Consider the following 17,591-nt stretch of genomic DNA (forward strand, 5'->3'; position numbering starts at 1 on the left):
GGAGAGGGCGGACACCCCCGCTCCAGGTCACCTCAGCCGGCCGCGGCGGCTTCCTCGCTGCGCCGGTTGGCGAGGTCGATCTCCGCCATGTGTTCCTCGGCCCAGGCGCGGACCATGGCGAGCGGCTCTTCGAGCGAGAGGCCGAGCGGGGTCAGCCGGTAGTGCACCCGGGGCGGCACCGTCGGTTCCACCCGGCGGTCGACCAGGCCGTCCCGGGCCATGTTCTGCAGGGTGACCGACAGCATCTTCTGTGAGACGCCGGCCATCCTGCGCTGCAGCTCGGCGAAGCGCACCTCGTCCGGCGACGCCTCCGCCAACACCTTGACGGCCATCGACGTCCACTTGGTGCCGATCCTGTCGAGCAGCCGGCGGGTCGGACACTGCGGGGAGAACAGGTCTCCCCGACCTGGCTCGGACACGGACGCGGGCACGGACGCGGACACGGACGCGGACGGAGGGGTCACCTCGGGCTCACCACCTGTGGAAGAAGTGCCGTCTTGGCCCTCCCACGGTACTTACCTATCGTTTCGTTGTCACCATTGGTAACTACCTAAGGGGTCCATATGACCGCCACATCCAGCCATGACCGGCCCGCCGTGGAACTCCGGCGGATCACGGCCAACGGCGTCGATCTCAACGTCGCCCTGGCCGGTGAGGGCCCGGCCGTCCTGCTGCTCCACGGCTTCCCGCACACCTGGCAGCTGTGGACCGACGTCCTCCCCGGGCTGGCCGGCCGTTACCGGGTGATCGCACCGGACCTCCGAGGATTCGGTGCGAGCGCGCGGGAGGAGAGCGGGTACGACGCCGGCACGCTCGCGGCCGACGCCGAGGCCGTCCTCGACGCCCTCGGGGTCGGTTCGGCGGCGGTGGTCGGTATCGACGCGGGCACCCCGCCGGCCTTCCTCCTCGCCATGCGCCGCCCCGATCTCGTCCGGCGACTCGTCCTCATGGAGTCCCTGCTGGGCACGTTGCCGGGCGCCGAGGAGTTCCTCGCCCACGGGGCACCCTGGTGGTTCGGCTTCCACTCGGCACCCGGCCTCGCGGAATCCGTGCTCACGGGGCACGAGGGCGAGTACATCGACTGGTTCCTCGACGCAGGCACGCTCGGACAGGGTGTGCGGCCCGCTCTCCGGGACGCCTTCGTGGACGCGTACACCGGTACCGAGGCCCTGCGCTGCGCCTTCTCGTACTACCGCGCCCTGCCCACGAGCGCCCAGCAGGTGCGGGAAGCCGTCCGTGCGGCGCGGTTGACCGTCCCCACCCTGGCCATCGGCGCCCGGCCGGTGGGCAGGGCACTGGAACAGCAGCTGCGGCCTGTGGCGGATCATCTGGAGGGCCATGTCATCGAGGACTGCGGCCACATCATTCCGCTGCACCGCCCCGAGGAACTGCTCCGACTTCTGGGGCCCTTCCTGGCGGCGGGCGAAGAGGGCAAGCAGGATTCACCACTCCTTGCCACTCTCAACGTATAGCGCACCGGGGGGCTTGCCACAAGGCCCCCGTCCTGCTGCAGAATCTCGCACTCAAGGCGAGTAACTGCGGAAAAGGGTGATTCACGAAGTGCGTGCGTTTTTGCCGCTCGACGGTCCGCGCGGTGACGTCGAACCGGGCGGAGCCGGTGACATGGACTCTTTGACCACGAGCGCGTTCGACCTTCCCGACCACCTCTCCCCCAAGGCCGATCCGCAGCTGATCGGCGGCGACGAGAGGCACTTCGCGGCCATCGCGGAGAGCCTCGACCAGACGATCGCCGAACTGTCCGACCGACTGGCCGCCGAGCGCAGAGCACCGGGAGGCATCGGCCGGGAGGCGATGGAGCGCGACGCGGAGATCCACCGGCTGACCGCACGGCTGCGCGCCCTGCGCCGCTTCGGCCTGGACCTCTGCCTCGGGCACGTCGTCGGTGCGGACGACCCCGAGCCGCTGTACATCGGACGGCTCGGCCTCACCGACAGCGACGGACGGCGGCTGCTGATCGACTGGCGCTCCCCCGCGGCGGAGCCGTTCTTCGCGGCGACCCACGCCAACCCGCTGGGGCTGGCGAGCCGTCGCAGGTACCGCTGGACGCGCGGCCGGATCAGCGACTACTGGGACGAGGTGTTCACCGCCGACGGACGCGAGGGCCACGCCGCGCTCGACGACCACTCGGCCTTCGTCGCCAGCCTGGGCAGCACCCGCTCCAGCCGGATGCGGGACGTGCTCACCACCATCCAGGCGGACCAGGACGCGGTCATCCGCGCCGGATCCCGTGGCGCGCTCGTCGTCGACGGCGGTCCGGGCACGGGCAAGACGGTCGTCGCCCTGCACCGGTCCGCCTACCTCCTCTACTCCGACCCGCGTCTCGGTCACCGTCGGGGCGGAGTGCTGTTCGTCGGCCCGCACCAGCCCTATCTGGCGTACGTGGCCGATGTCCTCCCCAGCCTCGGGGAGGAGGGTGTGCAGACCTGCACCCTGCGGGACCTCGTCGCCGAGGGAGCCGGAGCGGCGGACGAGCCCGACCCGGAGGTGGCCGCCCTGAAGTCGTCCGCGCACATGGTCGGGGCGGTCGAGAAGGCCGTCAGGTTCTACGAGGAGCCGCCCGCCCGGGGGATGACGGTCTCGACGCCCTGGTCCGACGTCCGGCTGACCGCCGACGACTGGGCGGAGGCGTTCGAGACGCCGGGCCCCGGTGTGCCGCACAACGAGGCACGCGACCAGATCTGGGAGGCCCTGCTCACGATCCTGCTGGACAAGCACGACGACGACGTCTCGCTCGACCTGTTCCGCAGGGCGCTGCTGCACGACGAGGAGCTGACCGGGGCCCTCGACCGCGCCTGGCCGCTGCTCGAAGCGGCCGATGTCGTCGGGGACCTGTGGTCGGTGCCCGCCTATCTGCGGATGTGTGCTCCCTGGCTCGGCCCCGACGACGTACGCAGGCTGCAGCGCGCGGAGCCGCAGGCGTGGACGGTGTCCGATCTGCCGATCCTGGACGCGGCGCGGCAGCGGCTCGGCGACCCGGAGTCGGCGCGGCGCAGGCGGCGACACGAGGCCACCCTCGCCGCCCAGCGCGAGCGCATGGGGCAGGTCGTCGACAATCTGATAGCGGCAGCGGCCGACTCGGGCGCTGACGGTGACGACGGCGAGGGCCTGGTGACGATGCTGCGCGGCGAGGACGCCAAGGTCAGCATGGTCGACGAGTCCGAACTGCCCACCGCCGAACCGGATCTGCTCGCCGGTCCGTTCGCGCACGTCGTCGTGGACGAGGCCCAGGAGCTGACCGACGCGCAGTGGCAGATGCTGCTGCTGCGCTGCCCGTCCCGGAGTTTCACCGTCGTCGGGGACCGCGCGCAGGCCAGGCACGGGTTCACCGAGTCGTGGCGGGAGCGGCTGGAGCGGGTCGGGCTCGACCGGATCGAGGTGGCCTCGCTCAGCATCAACTACCGGACCCCGGAAGAGGTCATGGCGGAGGCCGAGCCGGTCATCCGGGCCGCGCTCCCGGACGCCAACGTGCCGACCTCGATCCGCAGCAACGGCGTCCCCGTCGTCCACGGCTCTGTCGCGGAGCGCGACGCGATCCTCGGCACCTGGCTCGCCGAGCACGCGGACGGGATCGCGTGCGTGATCGGCGATCCGACGTTCCGGGCCACGCCTCGTGTCCGGTCGCTGACCCCGGAACTGTCCAAGGGGCTCGAATTCGACCTGGTCGTCCTCGTCGACCCGCAGTCGTACGGGACGGGCGTCGCGGGAACGGTCGACCGCTATGTCGCAATGACCCGGGCGACCCGGCAACTGGTCGTCCTCACCTCGGACTGAGCCCGGCGGGGTCCTCGCGATCGCCGAGTGGCGCTCACCGCCCGGTGATCGCGAGGACCCCGCCGAACCCCGCATACGTTTGTCCGTATACGCCGCATACGCTTGTCCGTCGTCATGTTCCGGCATACCGTGCCGCGGTGAATCTCTTCTCGCTCGCCTGGACCGCGTTGCGCACGGCGGTCGCCGAAGTGCCGGACGAGGACTTCGAGCAGCCGTCCGGCTGCACGGGGTGGCTCGTGCGGGATCTGGTGTGCCACCTGGTCATCGACGCCCAGGACATCCTGATCACCCTGGTCACCCCCGCCGACACCGAACCGACCGTGAACGCGGTCACCTACTGGCAGCTCGACGGGACCCCGGCCGGTGAGGATCCGCTGGACGCGCTGATCCCCCGGCTGGCCGCCGCGTACGGGGAACCGGAGCTGCTGAAGTTCCACTTCGACGACGTCGGCTCCGCGGCGGGCCGCGCCGCCGGACTCGCCGATCCCACGGCCCGCGTCGGCACCCGCGACGAGGTGCTGACCGTCGGCGACTACCTGTCCGTGTACGTCCTCGAAGCGACCCTGCACCACCTCGACCTGATCTCCCGGCTGGCCTCGACCAGCGGGCCGCCCGCCGAGACCCTGGCCGCAGCTCGCGCGTCGCTGGAGAAGATCGCCGGGACCGCGTTCCCGCCCTCGTTCTCCGACAAGGCAGCGCTGCTGATCGGCACCGGACGGCGGACGCCGACCGACGCGGAGAAGACCGCGCTGGGCACCCTCGCCGAACGACTGCCGCTCGTACTGGGCTGAGCGGCCACCCGGGGCGCGTACGGAGTCCGGCCAGTCGGCAGCCCCGCCGGGACACGCTCCTCGCCCGGGGCCAAGGTCCTGACCTGGACCGTTCGCCGCACGGCCGCAGCGCACCCCCGCCGGTGCGCTCCCGGCTGTGCCCTTCTAGGGTGCCGCCATGGACTCGCAGCGCTACCTCTCAGAACTGTTCTCGCTGGACGGCCGGGTCGCCCTGGTGACCGGTGGCAGCTCCGGCATCGGGCGGGGCATCGCCGAGGCGCTGGCGCGCGCCGGGGCGAGCGTCGTCGTCGTGGCGCGCAAGGAAGCGGAACTGACGGCGACGGTGGAGGAGTTGAGTGCGCTGGGCTGCCGTGCGGCCCGGGTCAGCGCTGATCTCGGTACGCGTGACGGGGTGCGGGAGGCCGCCGAGCAGGCGGTCGAGGCCTTCGGTGAGCCCGACATCCTCGTCAACTGCGCCGGGATCAACCTCCGGCCGCCGATGAGTGAGCTGAGCGACGAGGTCTGGGACACCACCATGGCCCTGAACCTGGACGCGCCCTTCCTGCTGGGCCGGCGCTTCGGCCCGGCCATGGCCGGGCGGGGCTTCGGGCGGATCATCCATGTCACTTCGCAGCAGGCCCACCGCGCCTTCGTCCAGAGCGGTGCCTACGGCGTCTCCAAGGGGGCGCTGGAGTCCCTGGCCCGCTCGCAGGCGGAGGCCTGGTCGCCGTCCGGGGTCACCGTCAACACGCTGGTGCCGGGCTTCGTGATGACGCCGCTGAACCGGCGTCTGTCGTCCGACCCGGAGAAGGTGGCGGCCCTCGCGGCGCGCACGATGGTCGGACGCAACGGCCTCGCGGAGGACTTCGCGGGCGCGGCGGTCTTCCTGGCGAGCGCCGCCTCCGCGTACGTCACCGGTCAGTCGGTCTTCGTCGACGGCGGCTTCTCCGTGCACTGAAAAGTTTTCCACGACCGGGCCGCGCCCCGTAGGGTGGCCGGTGCAGCTGGTTCGCCCCGTCCGCCAGGCGGGTGCGTCGCAAGAGGGAACCCGGTGGGAATCCGGGACTGCCCCGCAGCGGTGAGTGGGAACGACCGCCGTCACACGCACTGGGCCCGGCCGGGTCTGGGAAGCGACGGCCAGTAGGTGTCCTCCGGACGGAGGGCGTGCCCGCGAGTCCGAAGACCTGCCAACTGCCCGTGCGCGAACCATTCGTGCGCGGAGATCCCGGTGACCTCGTGGGCGGGTCGGCGTACTTGACCGAGCGGACGACCGCGCTCTGCGCGCAAGTCGGAGTCCGTCCGGTCCGTCACCCCTTCGCGCTCGCGTCCCGTCCCGGGATCCCAGGGAGATATCTCGCGAAGGAGATTTCCGTGACAGCGCAGTCCGCAGCCGCGGCGGCACGGGCCACCGTGTACGGCTACCCCCGCCAGGGACAGAACCGGGAACTGAAGAAGGCCGTCGAGGGCTACTGGAAGGGCCGGGTCGACGCCGACACCCTCCGGGCCACCGCCGCCGAGTTGCGCCGGGCCAACTGGCGGCAGCTGGCGGAGGCCGGCGTCCACGAGGTGCCCACCGGTGACTTCTCGTACTACGACCACGTCCTGGACGCCGGTGTCATGGTCGGCGCGATCCCCGCACGCCACCGCGCCGCCGTCGAGGCCGACGCGCTCGACGGCTACTTCGCCATGGCGCGCGGCACCCAGGACGTGGCGCCGCTGGAGATGACCAAGTGGTTCGACACGAACTACCACTATCTGGTGCCCGAGTTGGGCCCGGACACCGTCTTCACGGCCGACTCCGGCAAGCAGGTCGCGGAGCTGAGGGAAGCCCTCGCGCTCGGGCTCACCGCCCGTCCCGTCCTCGTCGGACCCGTCACCTACCTCCTGCTCGCCAAGCCCGCGCCGGGTGTCGCCGCCGACTTCGACCCGCTCACCCTCATCGACCGGCTGCTGCCCGTGTACGCCGAGATCGTCGCCGATCTCCGCGCCGCGGGGGCCGAGTGGGTCCAGCTCGACGAGCCCGCCCTTGTACAGGACCGCACACCCGCCGAGCTGAACACGGCGACCCGCGCCTACCGTGACCTGGGCGCCCTGACCGACCGCCCGAAGCTGCTGGTCGCGTCGTACTTCGACCGGCTCGGCGACGCCCTGCCGGTGCTGGCCAAGGCCCCGGTGGAGGGTCTGGCGCTGGACTTCACCGAGGCGGCGGCCGCCAACCTGGACGCGCTCGCCGCCGTGGGCGGGCTGCCCGGCAAGCGTCTGATCGCCGGAGTGGTCAACGGCCGCAACATCTGGGTCAACGACCTGGAGACGTCCCTCGCCACGCTCGGGACCCTGCTGGGGCTCGCCGACCGGGTCGATGTGGCCGCCTCCTGCTCCCTCCTCCACGTCCCCCTCGACGCCACCGCGGAACGCGACATCGAACCGCAGATCCGCCGCTGGCTCGCCTTCGCCCGGCAGAAGACCGGTGAGATCGTCACCCTCGCCAAGGGGCTCGCGGGCGGCACCGGCGCGATCGCCGCCGAACTCGCCGCCAACCGGGCCGACCTGGCCTCCCGCGCCGGATCCGCGATCACCCGCGACCCCGCCGTACGGGCCCGGGCCGCCGCCGTCACGGACGCCGACGCCCGCCGCTCCCGGCCGTACGCCGAGCGGACCGCGGCCCAGCGCGCCCACCTCGGCCTGCCGCTGCTGCCGACCACCACCATCGGCTCGTTCCCCCAGACCACGGAACTGCGCGCCGCGCGGGCCGACCTGCGCGCCGGACGGATCGACACGGCCGGGTACGAGGAGCGCATCAGGGCCGAGATCGGCGAGGTGATCTCGTTCCAGGAGAAGACCGGCCTCGACGTGCTCGTGCACGGCGAGCCCGAACGCAACGACATGGTGCAGTACTTCGCCGAACAGCTCACCGGATACCTCGCCACCCAGCACGGCTGGGTCCAGTCCTACGGCACACGGTACGTCCGCCCGCCGATCCTGGCCGGGGACATCTCCCGCCCCGAACCCATGACGGTGCGCTGGACGACGTACGCCCAGTCGCTCACCGCCAAGCCGGTCAAGGGCATGCTGACCGGGCCCGTCACCATGCTCGCCTGGTCCTTCGTCCGCGACGACCAGCCCCTCGGCGACACCGCCCGCCAGGTCGCCCTCGCCCTGCGCGACGAGGTGAACGACCTTGAGGCGGCCGGGACTTCGGTCATCCAGGTCGACGAACCCGCCCTGCGCGAGACGCTGCCGCTGCGCGCCGCCGACCGCCCGGCGTATCTGGCGTGGGCCACCGAGGCGTTCCGCCTCAGCACCGGCGGCGTACGCCCGGACACCCAGATCCACACGCACATGTGCTACGCCGAGTTCGGTGACATCGTGCAGGCCATCGACGACCTGGACGCCGATGTCATCAGCCTGGAGGCGGCCCGCTCCCACATGCAGGTGGCCCGGGAACTGGCCGGACACGGCTATCCGCGCGAAGCCGGACCCGGTGTGTACGACATCCACTCGCCCCGGGTGCCCAGCCGGGACGAGGCCGCGGCCCTGCTGCGCAAGGGACTTGAGGCCATCCCCGCCGAGCGCCTCTGGGTCAACCCCGACTGCGGCCTGAAGACCCGGGCCTGGCCCGAGACCCGCTCGTCCCTGGAGAACCTGGTCGCCGCGGCCCGCACGATCCGCACGGAGCTGTCCGAGTCCTGATCCACGCGGCGGGCCGGGAGCACGGGCGCAGGCCCCTGGCTCCCGGCCCGTACCAGGGCTATTCGGCTGTGGCCAAAATGCCTGACTCGAACGATCCGGGAGCTGCTACACCTGAACGTGCCGGTGCCCGCCCGGCCAGGGCGGGACGACACGGTCACCGGACAGCAGTCCGCGCTGGTGACGGGGCGCGGACCTCACGGGGGTGAGTCATGGACGTGGTCAGTACCGCGGAGGTACCGCAGGAGGAGAGGTTCGGCTTCTGGCGCGAGGTGAGTTCCAGGCTCTGGGTGCCCTACGAGGCACACTGCGACCGGCGGGTGGCGGGCGCGTTCCGGGCGCAGGTCGGCATCAGCCAACTCGGTCCGGTGCAGGCCACGTTGATGACCACGCTGGCGCATTCGGTGCAGCGCACGCCCAAGCTCATCCGCCAGGCGGATCCCGAGGTGTTCAAGCTGGGCTGCATCGTACGCGGCGGCGGCAGGATCACCCAGGACGGCCGGTGCACGGACTTCGGGGTCGGGGACCTGATGCTGTTCGACCCCTCCCGCCCCTACCTCGCCGGGTTCACGCCGGAGGCGCAGGGGAGCCAGCAGCTGCTGCTCCTGCGCTTCCCCCGCTCCCTGCTTCCGCTGCCCCACCGGGATCTGCGGCGGCTGAGCGCGGTGCGCATCCCGGGCGGGACGGGTGTCGGGGCGCTGTCCTCGCACTTCCTGATGCAACTGGCGCGGCACATGAGGGAACTCAGCCCCGCGGACACCGCCAGGCTGTCCACCCTCACCCTCGATGTGCTGACGGCCGCGCTGGCCAACGCGCTGGACGCCCGGAGCGCGGTGCCGGCCCACACCGTGCGGCGCGCGCTCATGGCCCGGATCCATGCCTTCATCAGGGAGAACCTGGGCGATGCGTGCCTGGCTCCGGACGTGATCGCCGCGGCGCACAACATCTCGCTGCGCTATCTGCACAAGCTGTTCCACGAGGAGGGGCACACCGTCGCCGGCTGGGTCCGTGAGCGCCGCCTGGAGCAGTGCCGTCGCGACCTCGCCGATGCCCGGCTGGCCACCCGGCCGATCGGTGCGATCGCCGCCAGGTGGGGGTTCTCCAGTCCCGCGCACTTCAGCCAGGTGTTCCGCGGCTCCTACGGCCTGTCCCCGCGCGAGTTCCGCCGACAGTGCGCGGAGACGAAAGACCTGTGCGCTCACGCGTAACGACAGGTCCGGTCGTGGCGCCCACCCTTGGGTGAGGGTCACTACTGGAGGTTCACATGCTCAGGAAACTCATTGTCACCGTTGCCGTGGCAACCGGGATCAGTCTGGCCGGGGCGGGCATCGCCACCGCCGCGACGTCCGGGGCCACCGAGCGGGTCACGCCGACCGCAGGGGTCGCGACGGCCGCGGTCTGGCACACGGTCGGCGCCTTCGAGAGGCTCTCGGAATGCCAGGCCTGGGGGAAGCTCTATGTCGCTCTGGGCCAGGCCAAGGCCTGGGCCTGCGACGACGTGGGCTACTGGCGGCTGCGCATCCTGGACTGACCGCACGGCCGACCGCACCCGCCGGCCGCCGCCAACTGCCTTGCTTGTGGAGCGAGTTCGCTGTTTCTCGCACGAACAGGCGGCATTCGCCTCTATGTTCACTGCGGCACGTCGTCACGACATCCCATGAACCTGGAGGCCCTGCCCATGCGTACCTCGTTCCGCACCGCGGTGGTCGGCGCGGTCGCCGCCGTCACCGTCCTGGCCGGGGGAACGGCCCACGCGACCCCGCCCGGCCCCGGGGTGACCGGCACGCTCATAGCCCAGAAGACGGTCGGCGGCACCGACTACGTCGTCCGGGAGATCACCGTGCCGCCCGGCCAGGCCACCGGCTGGCACTACCACGACGGCCCGCTCTACGCTTACGTGAAGCAGGGCACGCTCAGCCACTTCGACTCCACGTGCGCCTCGGACGGCGTGTATCCGCAGGGCAGCAGCGTCCAGGAGCCGGCCGGGCCCGGCAACGTCCACATAGGCCGCAACCTGGGGGACACTCCGGTCGTCCTGACCGTGCTGTACGTACTGCCGCACGGCGCCCCCTTCTCCGAGGACGCCCCGAATCCCGGGTGCGCCTTCGAGTAGCGGTGCGGCCGGCTCAGGCGGTGGTGGCCCGTTCGCGGTTCCGGTCCCGCCCGCGGTCACGGTCCCGGTCGCGGTCCCGGCTCAGACGCTTGCGGAGCGTCTGGGCGAACTCCTCCGCCTCCGCCAGCTGCGCGCGCAGCTTCTCCACCTGCCGGACGGCGTACTCCTCGTACTCGCGGACGCGCCGCAGCAGGGACTGCCGCTCGTACGCCGTCATCTCCTCGTCGGAGTCGAGGCGGTCGGTGACGGCCAGCAGGTCGCGCATCTGCTCCAGGGTGAAGTCGAGCGGCTGCATACGGCGGATCGCCTTCAGCCGTGCGACATCCTCCCTGGTGTAGAGGCGGAAGCCGCCCTGGGAGCAGGCGGAGGGGGCGACCAGGCCGGTCGCCTCGTAGTGACGGATCGTGCGCAGTGCCAGCTCCGTACGCGCGCCGACCTCGCCGATCTGCATGTGCTCGCTGCTCATCCGGGCGCCCTACCTCGTCTGTCTCGTCTGTGTCCGTCGCCCGTGCCATGGGGCGGTAGACGTCGATCGCTACCGTGACGTCGAGGTAAAGTATGTGATCATCAGGTCGGTTCCATGTCGCTCCCACTCCGTGGGACGGAAGAAAACTTCCCGTGGCGCCCCTCGGCCGCTCAGTCCTCAGCCCTTCACCGCCCCCGCCGTGAGCCCCTGGACGATGTGCCGACTGGCGAAGGCGAACAGCACCATCGTGGGCAGGATGGTCAGCACCGCCGCCGCGGACATCGAGCCCCAGTCGATGTTGAAGCTGGAGATGAAGCCGTTCAGGGCCGTCGGCACGGTCTTGTTGCTGTCGCTGTTCATCAGCGTCACCGACAGGAACAGCTCGTTCCAGCAGTTGACGAAGTTGAAGATGAACGCCGCGATGATCCCGGGCCGCATCACCGGCAGCAGCACCCGGAACAGCGCCCCGAACCGTGACAGGCCGTCGATCATCGCGGCCTCCTCCAACGCGTCCGGGATGTTCTCGAAGAAGCCGCGGAGCATCACCGTGCAGAACGGGATGCAGACGGCGATGTAGACGAGGATGAGCCCGAGCCGGTTGTCGACCATCTTGAGGTCGGTCATCAGCAGGTACAGCGGCCCCAGCGCGATGAACGTGGGGATCATCTGGGTCACCAGGGCGGCCATCAGCAGCGCCGACTTCGTACGGAACTCGAAACGGGCCAGTACGTACGCCGACAGCATCGAGATGACCGTGGCGATCGCCGCGGCGACGGTGGCCACGATGAGGCTGTTGGTGAGGTAGACGCCGAAGTCGGCCTTGCCGAACAGTCCGCTGTAGTTCTCCAGCGAGAAGTGCTCGGGCCAGTAGGCGATCGGGAAGGCGAAGATGTCCCCGGGCGCCTTGAGCGACGTGATGGTGATCCAGTAGAGGGGGAAGACGATGAAGACCAGCCACAGCCCCAGGAAGGTGAACTTGGTGGCCCGGCCCGCCGTGGACTCCTTGCCGATCACGGCTTCACCTCTCGCTTCTCACGCGTGGCCAGCAGGAAGAAGACCGCGAACACCAGCAGCGTGGCGACGACGATGAGACCGAGCGCGGAGGCCCTGCCGTAGTCGCCCTGCTGGGTGATCTTGATCATCCACGTGGTCACGATGTGCGTCTCGTTGTTCGGTCCGCCGCCGGTCATCCCGAAGATCAGGTCGGGGAAGTTGAAGATCCAGATGACGCGCAGCAGCACGGTCAGCGCGAGGGTGACCCGGATGTACGGAATGGTGATCTGGAAGAGCGTGCGCACCTTGCCGGCGCCGTCCAGGGCCGAGGCCTCGTACAGCTCCTCGGGGATGGACTGGAGCGCGGCGAGGATCATGATCGTGAAGAAGGTGACCCCGTACCAGATGTTGGCGACCACGACGGCGAACATCGCGGTCTTCGGGTCGGCCAGCCAGGCGACCGGTTCGTCGATCAGGCCGACCTTCTGGAGCAGGTCGTTGACGACGCCGAACTCGCTGTTGAACATCCAGCGGAACAGGATGCCGATGAGGAAGCCGGAGATCGCCCAGGGGAAGAAGATGAGGGCCTGGTAGAGCCCGCGGAAGCGGAACCTGCGGCGCAGCCACAGCGCGAGGGCGAAGCCGATGACCAGCTGGGGCACGATCGAGCCGAACACCCAGATGGCGGTGTTGCTCAGTACGGTGCCCCAGGCGGGGTCGGCGAAGACGTCGCGGAAGTTCTGCAGGCCGACCCAGGAGGTGTCGGTCAGGTCCGTCAGGTTCCAGTGGCGGAAGGCCATCTGGCTGCCGGCGATCATCGGGTAGTACGTGAAGACCGCCACGAAGATCGCGGCCGGGGCCATGAAGAGGGAGATGAGGAAACCGCGCCGAGCGGTGAACTCGGGCTTGCGGCGGCCTGGTCGAGTCTTGCGGACGGGCCGGGAGCCCCCGTTGCCGGAGGCCCCCGCCGAAGCTGTCTTCGCCGTCTGTGTCGTGGACGTCGTCGTGGACGCGGTGGGCATGGCTGGTTCTCCTACTGCCGCTTCTCGGTCCAGTACGTGTCCCAGCCGGCCAGCAGTTCCTTGGGCGTCGTCTTACCGAGGACCATCTTCTGGATGTCGGCGTCGGCCTTCTGCTGCCATTCGGCCCACCAGGCGACACCGCGCGGCTGGCTGACGTTGAGGTAGGTGTCCGGGTTCTCCGTCATGGTGACGTAGCTGGACCAGGGGCCGGTCTTGTAGAACGGGTCCTCGGCGGCCGACTTGAGGATCGGCACCAGGCTGTTCGTCTTGGTGAAGTCCGTCGACGCCTCCCCCTCGGAGAGGAACTCGACCAGCTTGACCGCTTCCTTCTTGTGCTTGCTGCCCTTGGCGACGCCCCATCCGGCGGTGGCCAGCGGCTGTACGGTCTTGCCGCTGGGGCCCGCCACCAGCGGGGCGGTGCTCCACTGGTCCTTCTTGATGGACTTGGACTCCGAGACGGTGGCGATGACCTCGGGGTCCTGCAGCAGGAAGGCCGTGGAGCCGTTCGAGAAGCCCTCGACCATCTCGGGGTAGCCCCAGGAGACGGACGACTTCGGGGACGCTTCCTTGAAGAGCTTGAGGTAGGTCTGCATCGCGTCGAGCGCCTCGGGCGCGGAGAAGATCGTCTTGCCGCTCTTCAGCTTGAAGCCGTCGGCCGCGTCGATCTCGTCGGCGACGTACGCCTCGATGATGGCGGTGGCGTTGCCCTGGGCGTTGGCTCCGCCGCGGAAGGCGTACCCGTACTTGCGCTTGCCCGGGTCGTGGATGGCCGAGGCCTGTTCCAGCAGGTCGTCCCAGGTGGCCGGCGGCTTGCTGAAGCCGGCCTCCTTGATCAGGTCGGTGCGGTAGAAGACGCTCAGACCGTAGAAGCCGTACGGGACGAAGTATGTCTTGCCCTCGGCGTCCTGGGAGGCCTTGACGGCGTTCTCCGTCATCGCCTCCCAGCCCTTCCAGCCGGTGAGGTCCTTCTTCATGTCGTAGATCCAGCCGTTGTTCGACCAGGGTCCGACGGTCGTGTCGCGCACTTCGAGGGTGTCGACGCCGCTGCCGGACTGGAGCATCTGCTGGATCTTCTGGTCGGCCTGCTCGGTGGGCGGCGAGATCAGATTGACCTTGATCTTGGGGTTCTGCTTCTGGAAGTCCGCTATCAGGCCCTTGATCAGGTCCGTGCGGGCGGGGTTCGTCAGGCTCTCCACCATGTTGAGGGTGACCGTGCCGTCGGCCGTGGAGCCGCTCATGCTGCTACAGCCGGTCAGGACCATCGTGGCGGCGGTGCCGAGGGCGAGAGCTGCCGTCCTTCTTCTCATCGTGCCGACCTCTTTCTGTGCTGCTGTGCCGGGGACAGGCGTTACGGAGCGCCGGGGAAAGTGCGGGGTGCTGATGCCGGGTGCGGGATGCGTGGTGCGCGGGGGTGTGGTGCGCGGGGGTGTGTCTATGCCGCGCCCGGTTGTTCGCGGGCCGCGCGGGCCCAGCGGCCGAGGAGGGGGACGCAGTCCTCGGCGAAGTACTCGTAGTCGGCGGCGGTGTTGTAGACGTGCGCGGACAGCCGCATGTAGCCGATGCCGTCGAAGCTGGTGAAGGCCGCCTCCACGCCGAGTTCACGGGCGGCCCGGTCGCGCAGCGCGTCGGCCTCGATCCGGGTGCCGGCCAAACCGTCCGGCAGGCGTACCAGTCGCATGCCCGGGACCGGCATGCCCACGTCGACCGTGCCGGTGGCGCCGGTCAGTTCGCCGAAGGCGGCGCCGATGACGCGCTCGCCGTAGCCGGCAAGGTCGTCCATGTACCGGCGGGCGGTGTCCCAGCCCCAGGTGCTCTCGACGAAGTCCAGGGCCGACGGGGCCGCGAGATAGCCGGTCGCGTCGATCGTGCCCTGCTGGTCGAAGCGGTCGGGGTACGGATCGGCGGCGCCCCACGAGTCGATCAGGGGGTACAGCTCCTCGCGCAGCTCGCCGCGGGCGACCAGCGTGGCGGTGCCGCGGGGCGTGCAGCCCCACTTGTGCAGGTTGCCGACCCAGAAGTCGCAGGTCAGGCCCGCCAGCGGGGCCTCGATCAGACCGGGGGCATGGGCGGCGTCCACCAGGAGCGGGATGCCGCGCCGACGGGCCTCCGCGCCGACCAGCTCCACCGGCAGCCGGCGGGCGGTGGCGGAGGTGATCTGGTCGAGGACGATCAGATCCGTGTCGTCGTCGACCGCGGCCATGACGGCCTCGTACGCCTCCTCCTCGCTCGCCTCCAGCGGCACCCTGGCGGTACGCACCTCGCCGCCCCAGCGCCTGGCGAGGCGCTCGGCGCCCATGGTCACCGCGCCGTAGCCGTGGTCGGTGACGACGATCCCGCCGCCCCGGCGCCGCTGGAGCGAGGCGAACACGACGCTGATGCCGGCGCTCGCGTTCGGCACCAGGGCCACGTCGTCGGGGGCGACCCGCAGGAAGGCCGCGAGATCGATCCGGGCGGCGGCGATCCGCTGCGGCAGGGCCGGGAACCACACCACCGGCGAACTGTCCATCTCGGCCCGGAACTCGTTCTGCCGCTCCTGGGCCACCAGGGGGACCGCTCCGAACGAGCCATGGTTGAGGTGCTTCATGACGGGGTCCAGCGACCACGCCCGCGCCGCGGGACGGCCGTCCGCCAGCAGCAAGGGACGCGGGGCGGTGGTGACCTCGGTCTCGCTCACATCACTCCACATCTACCGAACCCGAGTGCCCGCCGACATCACGTCCGCAGTGCGCAGACATCTGACATCGGGTGGGACACGTATGATGACTCGGCATCCTGCACGGCATTTTTGCGCCACGCAAGAGGTGTGCAGCGATAGTCATCAGATGACTTTCGACCGATACATCGGAGACATCTGACGACTCGGAGTCGCTAGAGTGCCCGAGGGTTACGGTGCTGCCGCCGGCCCGCCACGGGAGGAATCGGATGTCCGCAGTCGACAGGGCGTTCCACGGCCTGCGCCACATGATCGCGACAGGGCGGCTCGGGCCGGGCGAGCGCATTCCGCCCGAGGCCGAGCTGGGCGAGGAACTCGGAGTCTCCAGGGGCCCGTTGCGCGAGGCCGTCCGGATGCTCTCGGCGCTGGGCGTGGTCGAACCGCGGCACGGCTCGGGCACCTATGTGTCCCAGCTCAGGCCGGAGGACATCATCGGCAGCCTCTCGCTGACCCTCGAACTCCTGCCGCTGACCGGCCTGTTGGAGGTGTACGAGATCCGGCGGGTGCTGGAGGCGCATGTCGCGGCCAAGGCCGCGGCGCGGCGGACCCCCGAGACGGTGAAGTCGCTGTTCTCCCTCATCGAGGCCATGGAGGCGACCGAGGACCCCAGCGAGGCCTCGGACCTCGACCACCGCTTCCACGCGGAGATCGCGCGGGCCGCCGAGAATCCGACGCTGGCGTCGCTGCTCGCGGTCTTTCGCGCCCGATCGCGCAAGTACCAGATCTTCACGCTGCCCGAGGGGCCGGAGCTGCGGCGCAAGAGCGACGCGGATCATCGGGTGCTGGCCACCGCGATCGCCGACCGGGACCCCGGTGCGGCCGCGGGGGCGGCGGAGGCGCATGTCGCGCAGACGGAGCGGTGGTTGCGGGCTTTTATGCCGCCCGTGGAGGAGGTGGACGACGACGGGGTGCCGGGTTGACGGACGGGTGGGTCGTTGTCCGCGGGTGCGTCTCGGTTGCTCGCGCCGTTCCCCGCGCCCCTGACGGGGCCGATTGTCGGGTGCGGGTGCGTCGTGGTTGCTCGCGCCGTTCCCCGCGCCCCTTACGGGGCGCGTCCCTGCTCGGACCCTCAGCTTTCCTCCAACCCCCTGCCCACCCGTGCCGCTGTCTCGCGTAGCCAGATGTGGGCCGCGTCGTGGGTGTGTACCGGGTGCCACCAGAGGGCCTCGCGGAGGGGGACCGGCTCGTACGGGGGTGGCACCACGCGGACGGCGGCGAGGGGGGCGAGGAGGCGGGCCAGGCGCGCCTGGACCAGTGCGATGCGTCGGGTGCCCGCGACCAGCAGCGGCAGCAGTTGGAAGCTGTCGACGGAGACCTCGACGCGCGGCTCGATGCCGAGCATGCCGAGCTGGCGCACGGCCGGGGAGTCGTAGGTGCGCTGATAGGTGACCCAGGGCAGCCGGGCCAGGTCCGCGCGGGTGAGCCGGTCCCCGACACCGGGATGGTCCGCGGACACGACGAAGACCCAGCGGTCCTCGTACAGGTCGGTGGCCGGGAAGTCGCTGACGACTCCGTGCGGCATGAGCAGGCCGTCGGAGGCGCTCAGCAGGGTGGCGGTGTCGTCGACCACGGTGGGCGGTGTCTGGCTGAAGCGCAGCCGGATGCCAGGGGCCTCCTCGTGCACGACACGGGCCAGTTCGGTGCCGAAGACGGCGACGGCGTAGTCGGACGCCAGCAGCCTGAACTCCCGGCTCTCCTTCGCCGGGTCGAAGTGGGCCTGGCTGGCGAAGAGGCGTTCCAGCAGGTCGTAGGCGGTGGAGGTGCGGTCCAGGAGCACCTGGCCGAGAGCGGTGAGCTCGTAGTGGGCGCCCACCCGTGCGAGCAGGTCGTCGTCGAAGTGGCGGCGCAGCCGGGCGAGGGCGGCGCTCATGGCCGGCTGGCTGAGCCCGATGCGCTCCCCGGCCCGGGTGACGTTGCGCTCCTCCAGCAGGGCGCGCAGGGCGACGACGAGGTTGAGGTCGAGGCGGGCCAGATTCACAGGGTTTCCTTCGGCGTCTTCCTTGACGGTTCCTTCGGCGGCACAGCCGACGGTACG

The 17,591-nt window shown here is 70.5% G+C and carries 16 protein-coding genes and 1 riboswitch; of the genes, 9 read left to right on the forward strand and 7 right to left on the reverse strand.

Going from position 1 to position 17,591, the window contains the following annotated elements:
• Positions 1 to 32: 32 nt before the first annotated feature.
• Positions 33 to 464 carry a winged helix-turn-helix transcriptional regulator gene (locus tag J8N05_RS24780; protein ID WP_247706464.1) on the reverse strand — a complete coding sequence of 144 codons (432 nt, stop codon included), beginning with the start codon at positions 462 to 464 and terminating at the stop codon, positions 33 to 35.
• Positions 465 to 563: 99 nt separating this feature from the next.
• On the opposite strand from J8N05_RS24780, the gene J8N05_RS24785 reads away from it, so the two are divergent.
• The 8 genes from J8N05_RS24785 (at position 564) to J8N05_RS24820 (ending at position 10,362) form a co-directional block, all read left to right on the forward strand.
• Positions 564 to 1,472, forward strand: coding sequence for an alpha/beta fold hydrolase (locus J8N05_RS24785; RefSeq protein WP_210886120.1), 909 nt, complete (start codon positions 564 to 566; stop codon positions 1,470 to 1,472).
• A gap of 151 nt (positions 1,473 to 1,623) precedes the next feature.
• The gene (gene helR, locus J8N05_RS24790; RefSeq protein WP_210886122.1) at positions 1,624 to 3,792 is read left to right on the forward strand and encodes an RNA polymerase recycling motor ATPase HelR; all 2,169 of its coding nucleotides are present in this window, start codon (positions 1,624 to 1,626) and stop codon (positions 3,790 to 3,792) included.
• 137 nt (positions 3,793 to 3,929) lie between these two features.
• Positions 3,930 to 4,583, forward strand: a complete 654-nt coding sequence (locus J8N05_RS24795) for a maleylpyruvate isomerase N-terminal domain-containing protein (protein WP_210886124.1) — start codon at positions 3,930 to 3,932, stop codon at positions 4,581 to 4,583.
• A gap of 157 nt (positions 4,584 to 4,740) precedes the next feature.
• Complete coding sequence (locus J8N05_RS24800; RefSeq protein ID WP_210886126.1) at positions 4,741 to 5,520, forward strand: SDR family NAD(P)-dependent oxidoreductase; 780 nt, start codon at positions 4,741 to 4,743, stop codon at positions 5,518 to 5,520.
• 30 nt (positions 5,521 to 5,550) lie between these two features.
• Positions 5,551 to 5,768: riboswitch (cobalamin riboswitch) on the forward strand.
• 165 nt (positions 5,769 to 5,933) lie between these two features.
• Complete coding sequence (gene metE / locus J8N05_RS24805; RefSeq protein WP_210886128.1) at positions 5,934 to 8,252, forward strand: 5-methyltetrahydropteroyltriglutamate--homocysteine S-methyltransferase; 2,319 nt, start codon at positions 5,934 to 5,936, stop codon at positions 8,250 to 8,252.
• A 209-nt stretch (positions 8,253 to 8,461) separates the two neighbouring features.
• Complete coding sequence (locus J8N05_RS24810) at positions 8,462 to 9,457, forward strand: AraC-like ligand-binding domain-containing protein (protein ID WP_210886130.1); 996 nt, start codon at positions 8,462 to 8,464, stop codon at positions 9,455 to 9,457.
• Between the two features lie 56 nt (positions 9,458 to 9,513).
• Positions 9,514 to 9,780: a hypothetical protein gene (locus tag J8N05_RS24815; protein WP_210886131.1), complete on the forward strand. Its 267-nt coding sequence runs from the start codon at positions 9,514 to 9,516 to the stop codon at positions 9,778 to 9,780.
• 147 nt (positions 9,781 to 9,927) lie between these two features.
• Entirely contained in the window at positions 9,928 to 10,362 is a 435-nt protein-coding gene (locus J8N05_RS24820; protein ID WP_210890360.1) for a cupin domain-containing protein, read from the forward strand.
• 13 nt (positions 10,363 to 10,375) lie between these two features.
• Here the strand turns inward: J8N05_RS24820 and J8N05_RS24825 are convergent, their stop codons facing one another.
• From J8N05_RS24825 to J8N05_RS24845, 5 genes are all read right to left on the reverse strand, one after another.
• On the reverse strand, positions 10,376 to 10,828 hold the full coding sequence (locus tag J8N05_RS24825; RefSeq protein WP_210886133.1) for a MerR family transcriptional regulator: 453 nt from the start codon (positions 10,826 to 10,828) through the stop codon (positions 10,376 to 10,378).
• A 177-nt stretch (positions 10,829 to 11,005) separates the two neighbouring features.
• Positions 11,006 to 11,842, reverse strand: coding sequence for a carbohydrate ABC transporter permease (locus J8N05_RS24830; protein ID WP_210886135.1), 837 nt, complete (start codon positions 11,840 to 11,842; stop codon positions 11,006 to 11,008).
• On the reverse strand, positions 11,839 to 12,843 hold the full coding sequence (locus J8N05_RS24835) for a carbohydrate ABC transporter permease (protein WP_210886137.1): 1,005 nt from the start codon (positions 12,841 to 12,843) through the stop codon (positions 11,839 to 11,841). The genes J8N05_RS24830 and J8N05_RS24835 overlap by 4 nt, the downstream gene beginning before the upstream one ends.
• Positions 12,844 to 12,854: 11 nt before the next feature.
• Positions 12,855 to 14,150 carry an ABC transporter substrate-binding protein gene (locus J8N05_RS24840; RefSeq protein WP_210886139.1) on the reverse strand — a complete coding sequence of 432 codons (1,296 nt, stop codon included), beginning with the start codon at positions 14,148 to 14,150 and terminating at the stop codon, positions 12,855 to 12,857.
• A 125-nt stretch (positions 14,151 to 14,275) separates the two neighbouring features.
• On the reverse strand, positions 14,276 to 15,517 hold the full coding sequence (locus J8N05_RS24845) for an aminotransferase class V-fold PLP-dependent enzyme (RefSeq protein WP_210886141.1): 1,242 nt from the start codon (positions 15,515 to 15,517) through the stop codon (positions 14,276 to 14,278).
• 248 nt (positions 15,518 to 15,765) lie between these two features.
• On the opposite strand from J8N05_RS24845, the gene J8N05_RS24850 reads away from it, so the two are divergent.
• Positions 15,766 to 16,476 carry a FadR/GntR family transcriptional regulator gene (locus J8N05_RS24850; RefSeq protein ID WP_210886144.1) on the forward strand — a complete coding sequence of 237 codons (711 nt, stop codon included), beginning with the start codon at positions 15,766 to 15,768 and terminating at the stop codon, positions 16,474 to 16,476.
• A 149-nt stretch (positions 16,477 to 16,625) separates the two neighbouring features.
• Here J8N05_RS24850 and J8N05_RS24855 read toward each other — a convergent pair whose 3' ends face one another.
• Positions 16,626 to 17,534, reverse strand: coding sequence for a LysR family transcriptional regulator (locus J8N05_RS24855; RefSeq protein ID WP_210886146.1), 909 nt, complete (start codon positions 17,532 to 17,534; stop codon positions 16,626 to 16,628).
• Between the last annotated feature and the right edge of the window lie 57 nt (positions 17,535 to 17,591).

Origin of the sequence: Streptomyces liliiviolaceus, assembly GCF_018070025.1 — a bacterium.
Taxonomy (GTDB): domain Bacteria; phylum Actinomycetota; class Actinomycetes; order Streptomycetales; family Streptomycetaceae; genus Streptomyces; species Streptomyces liliiviolaceus.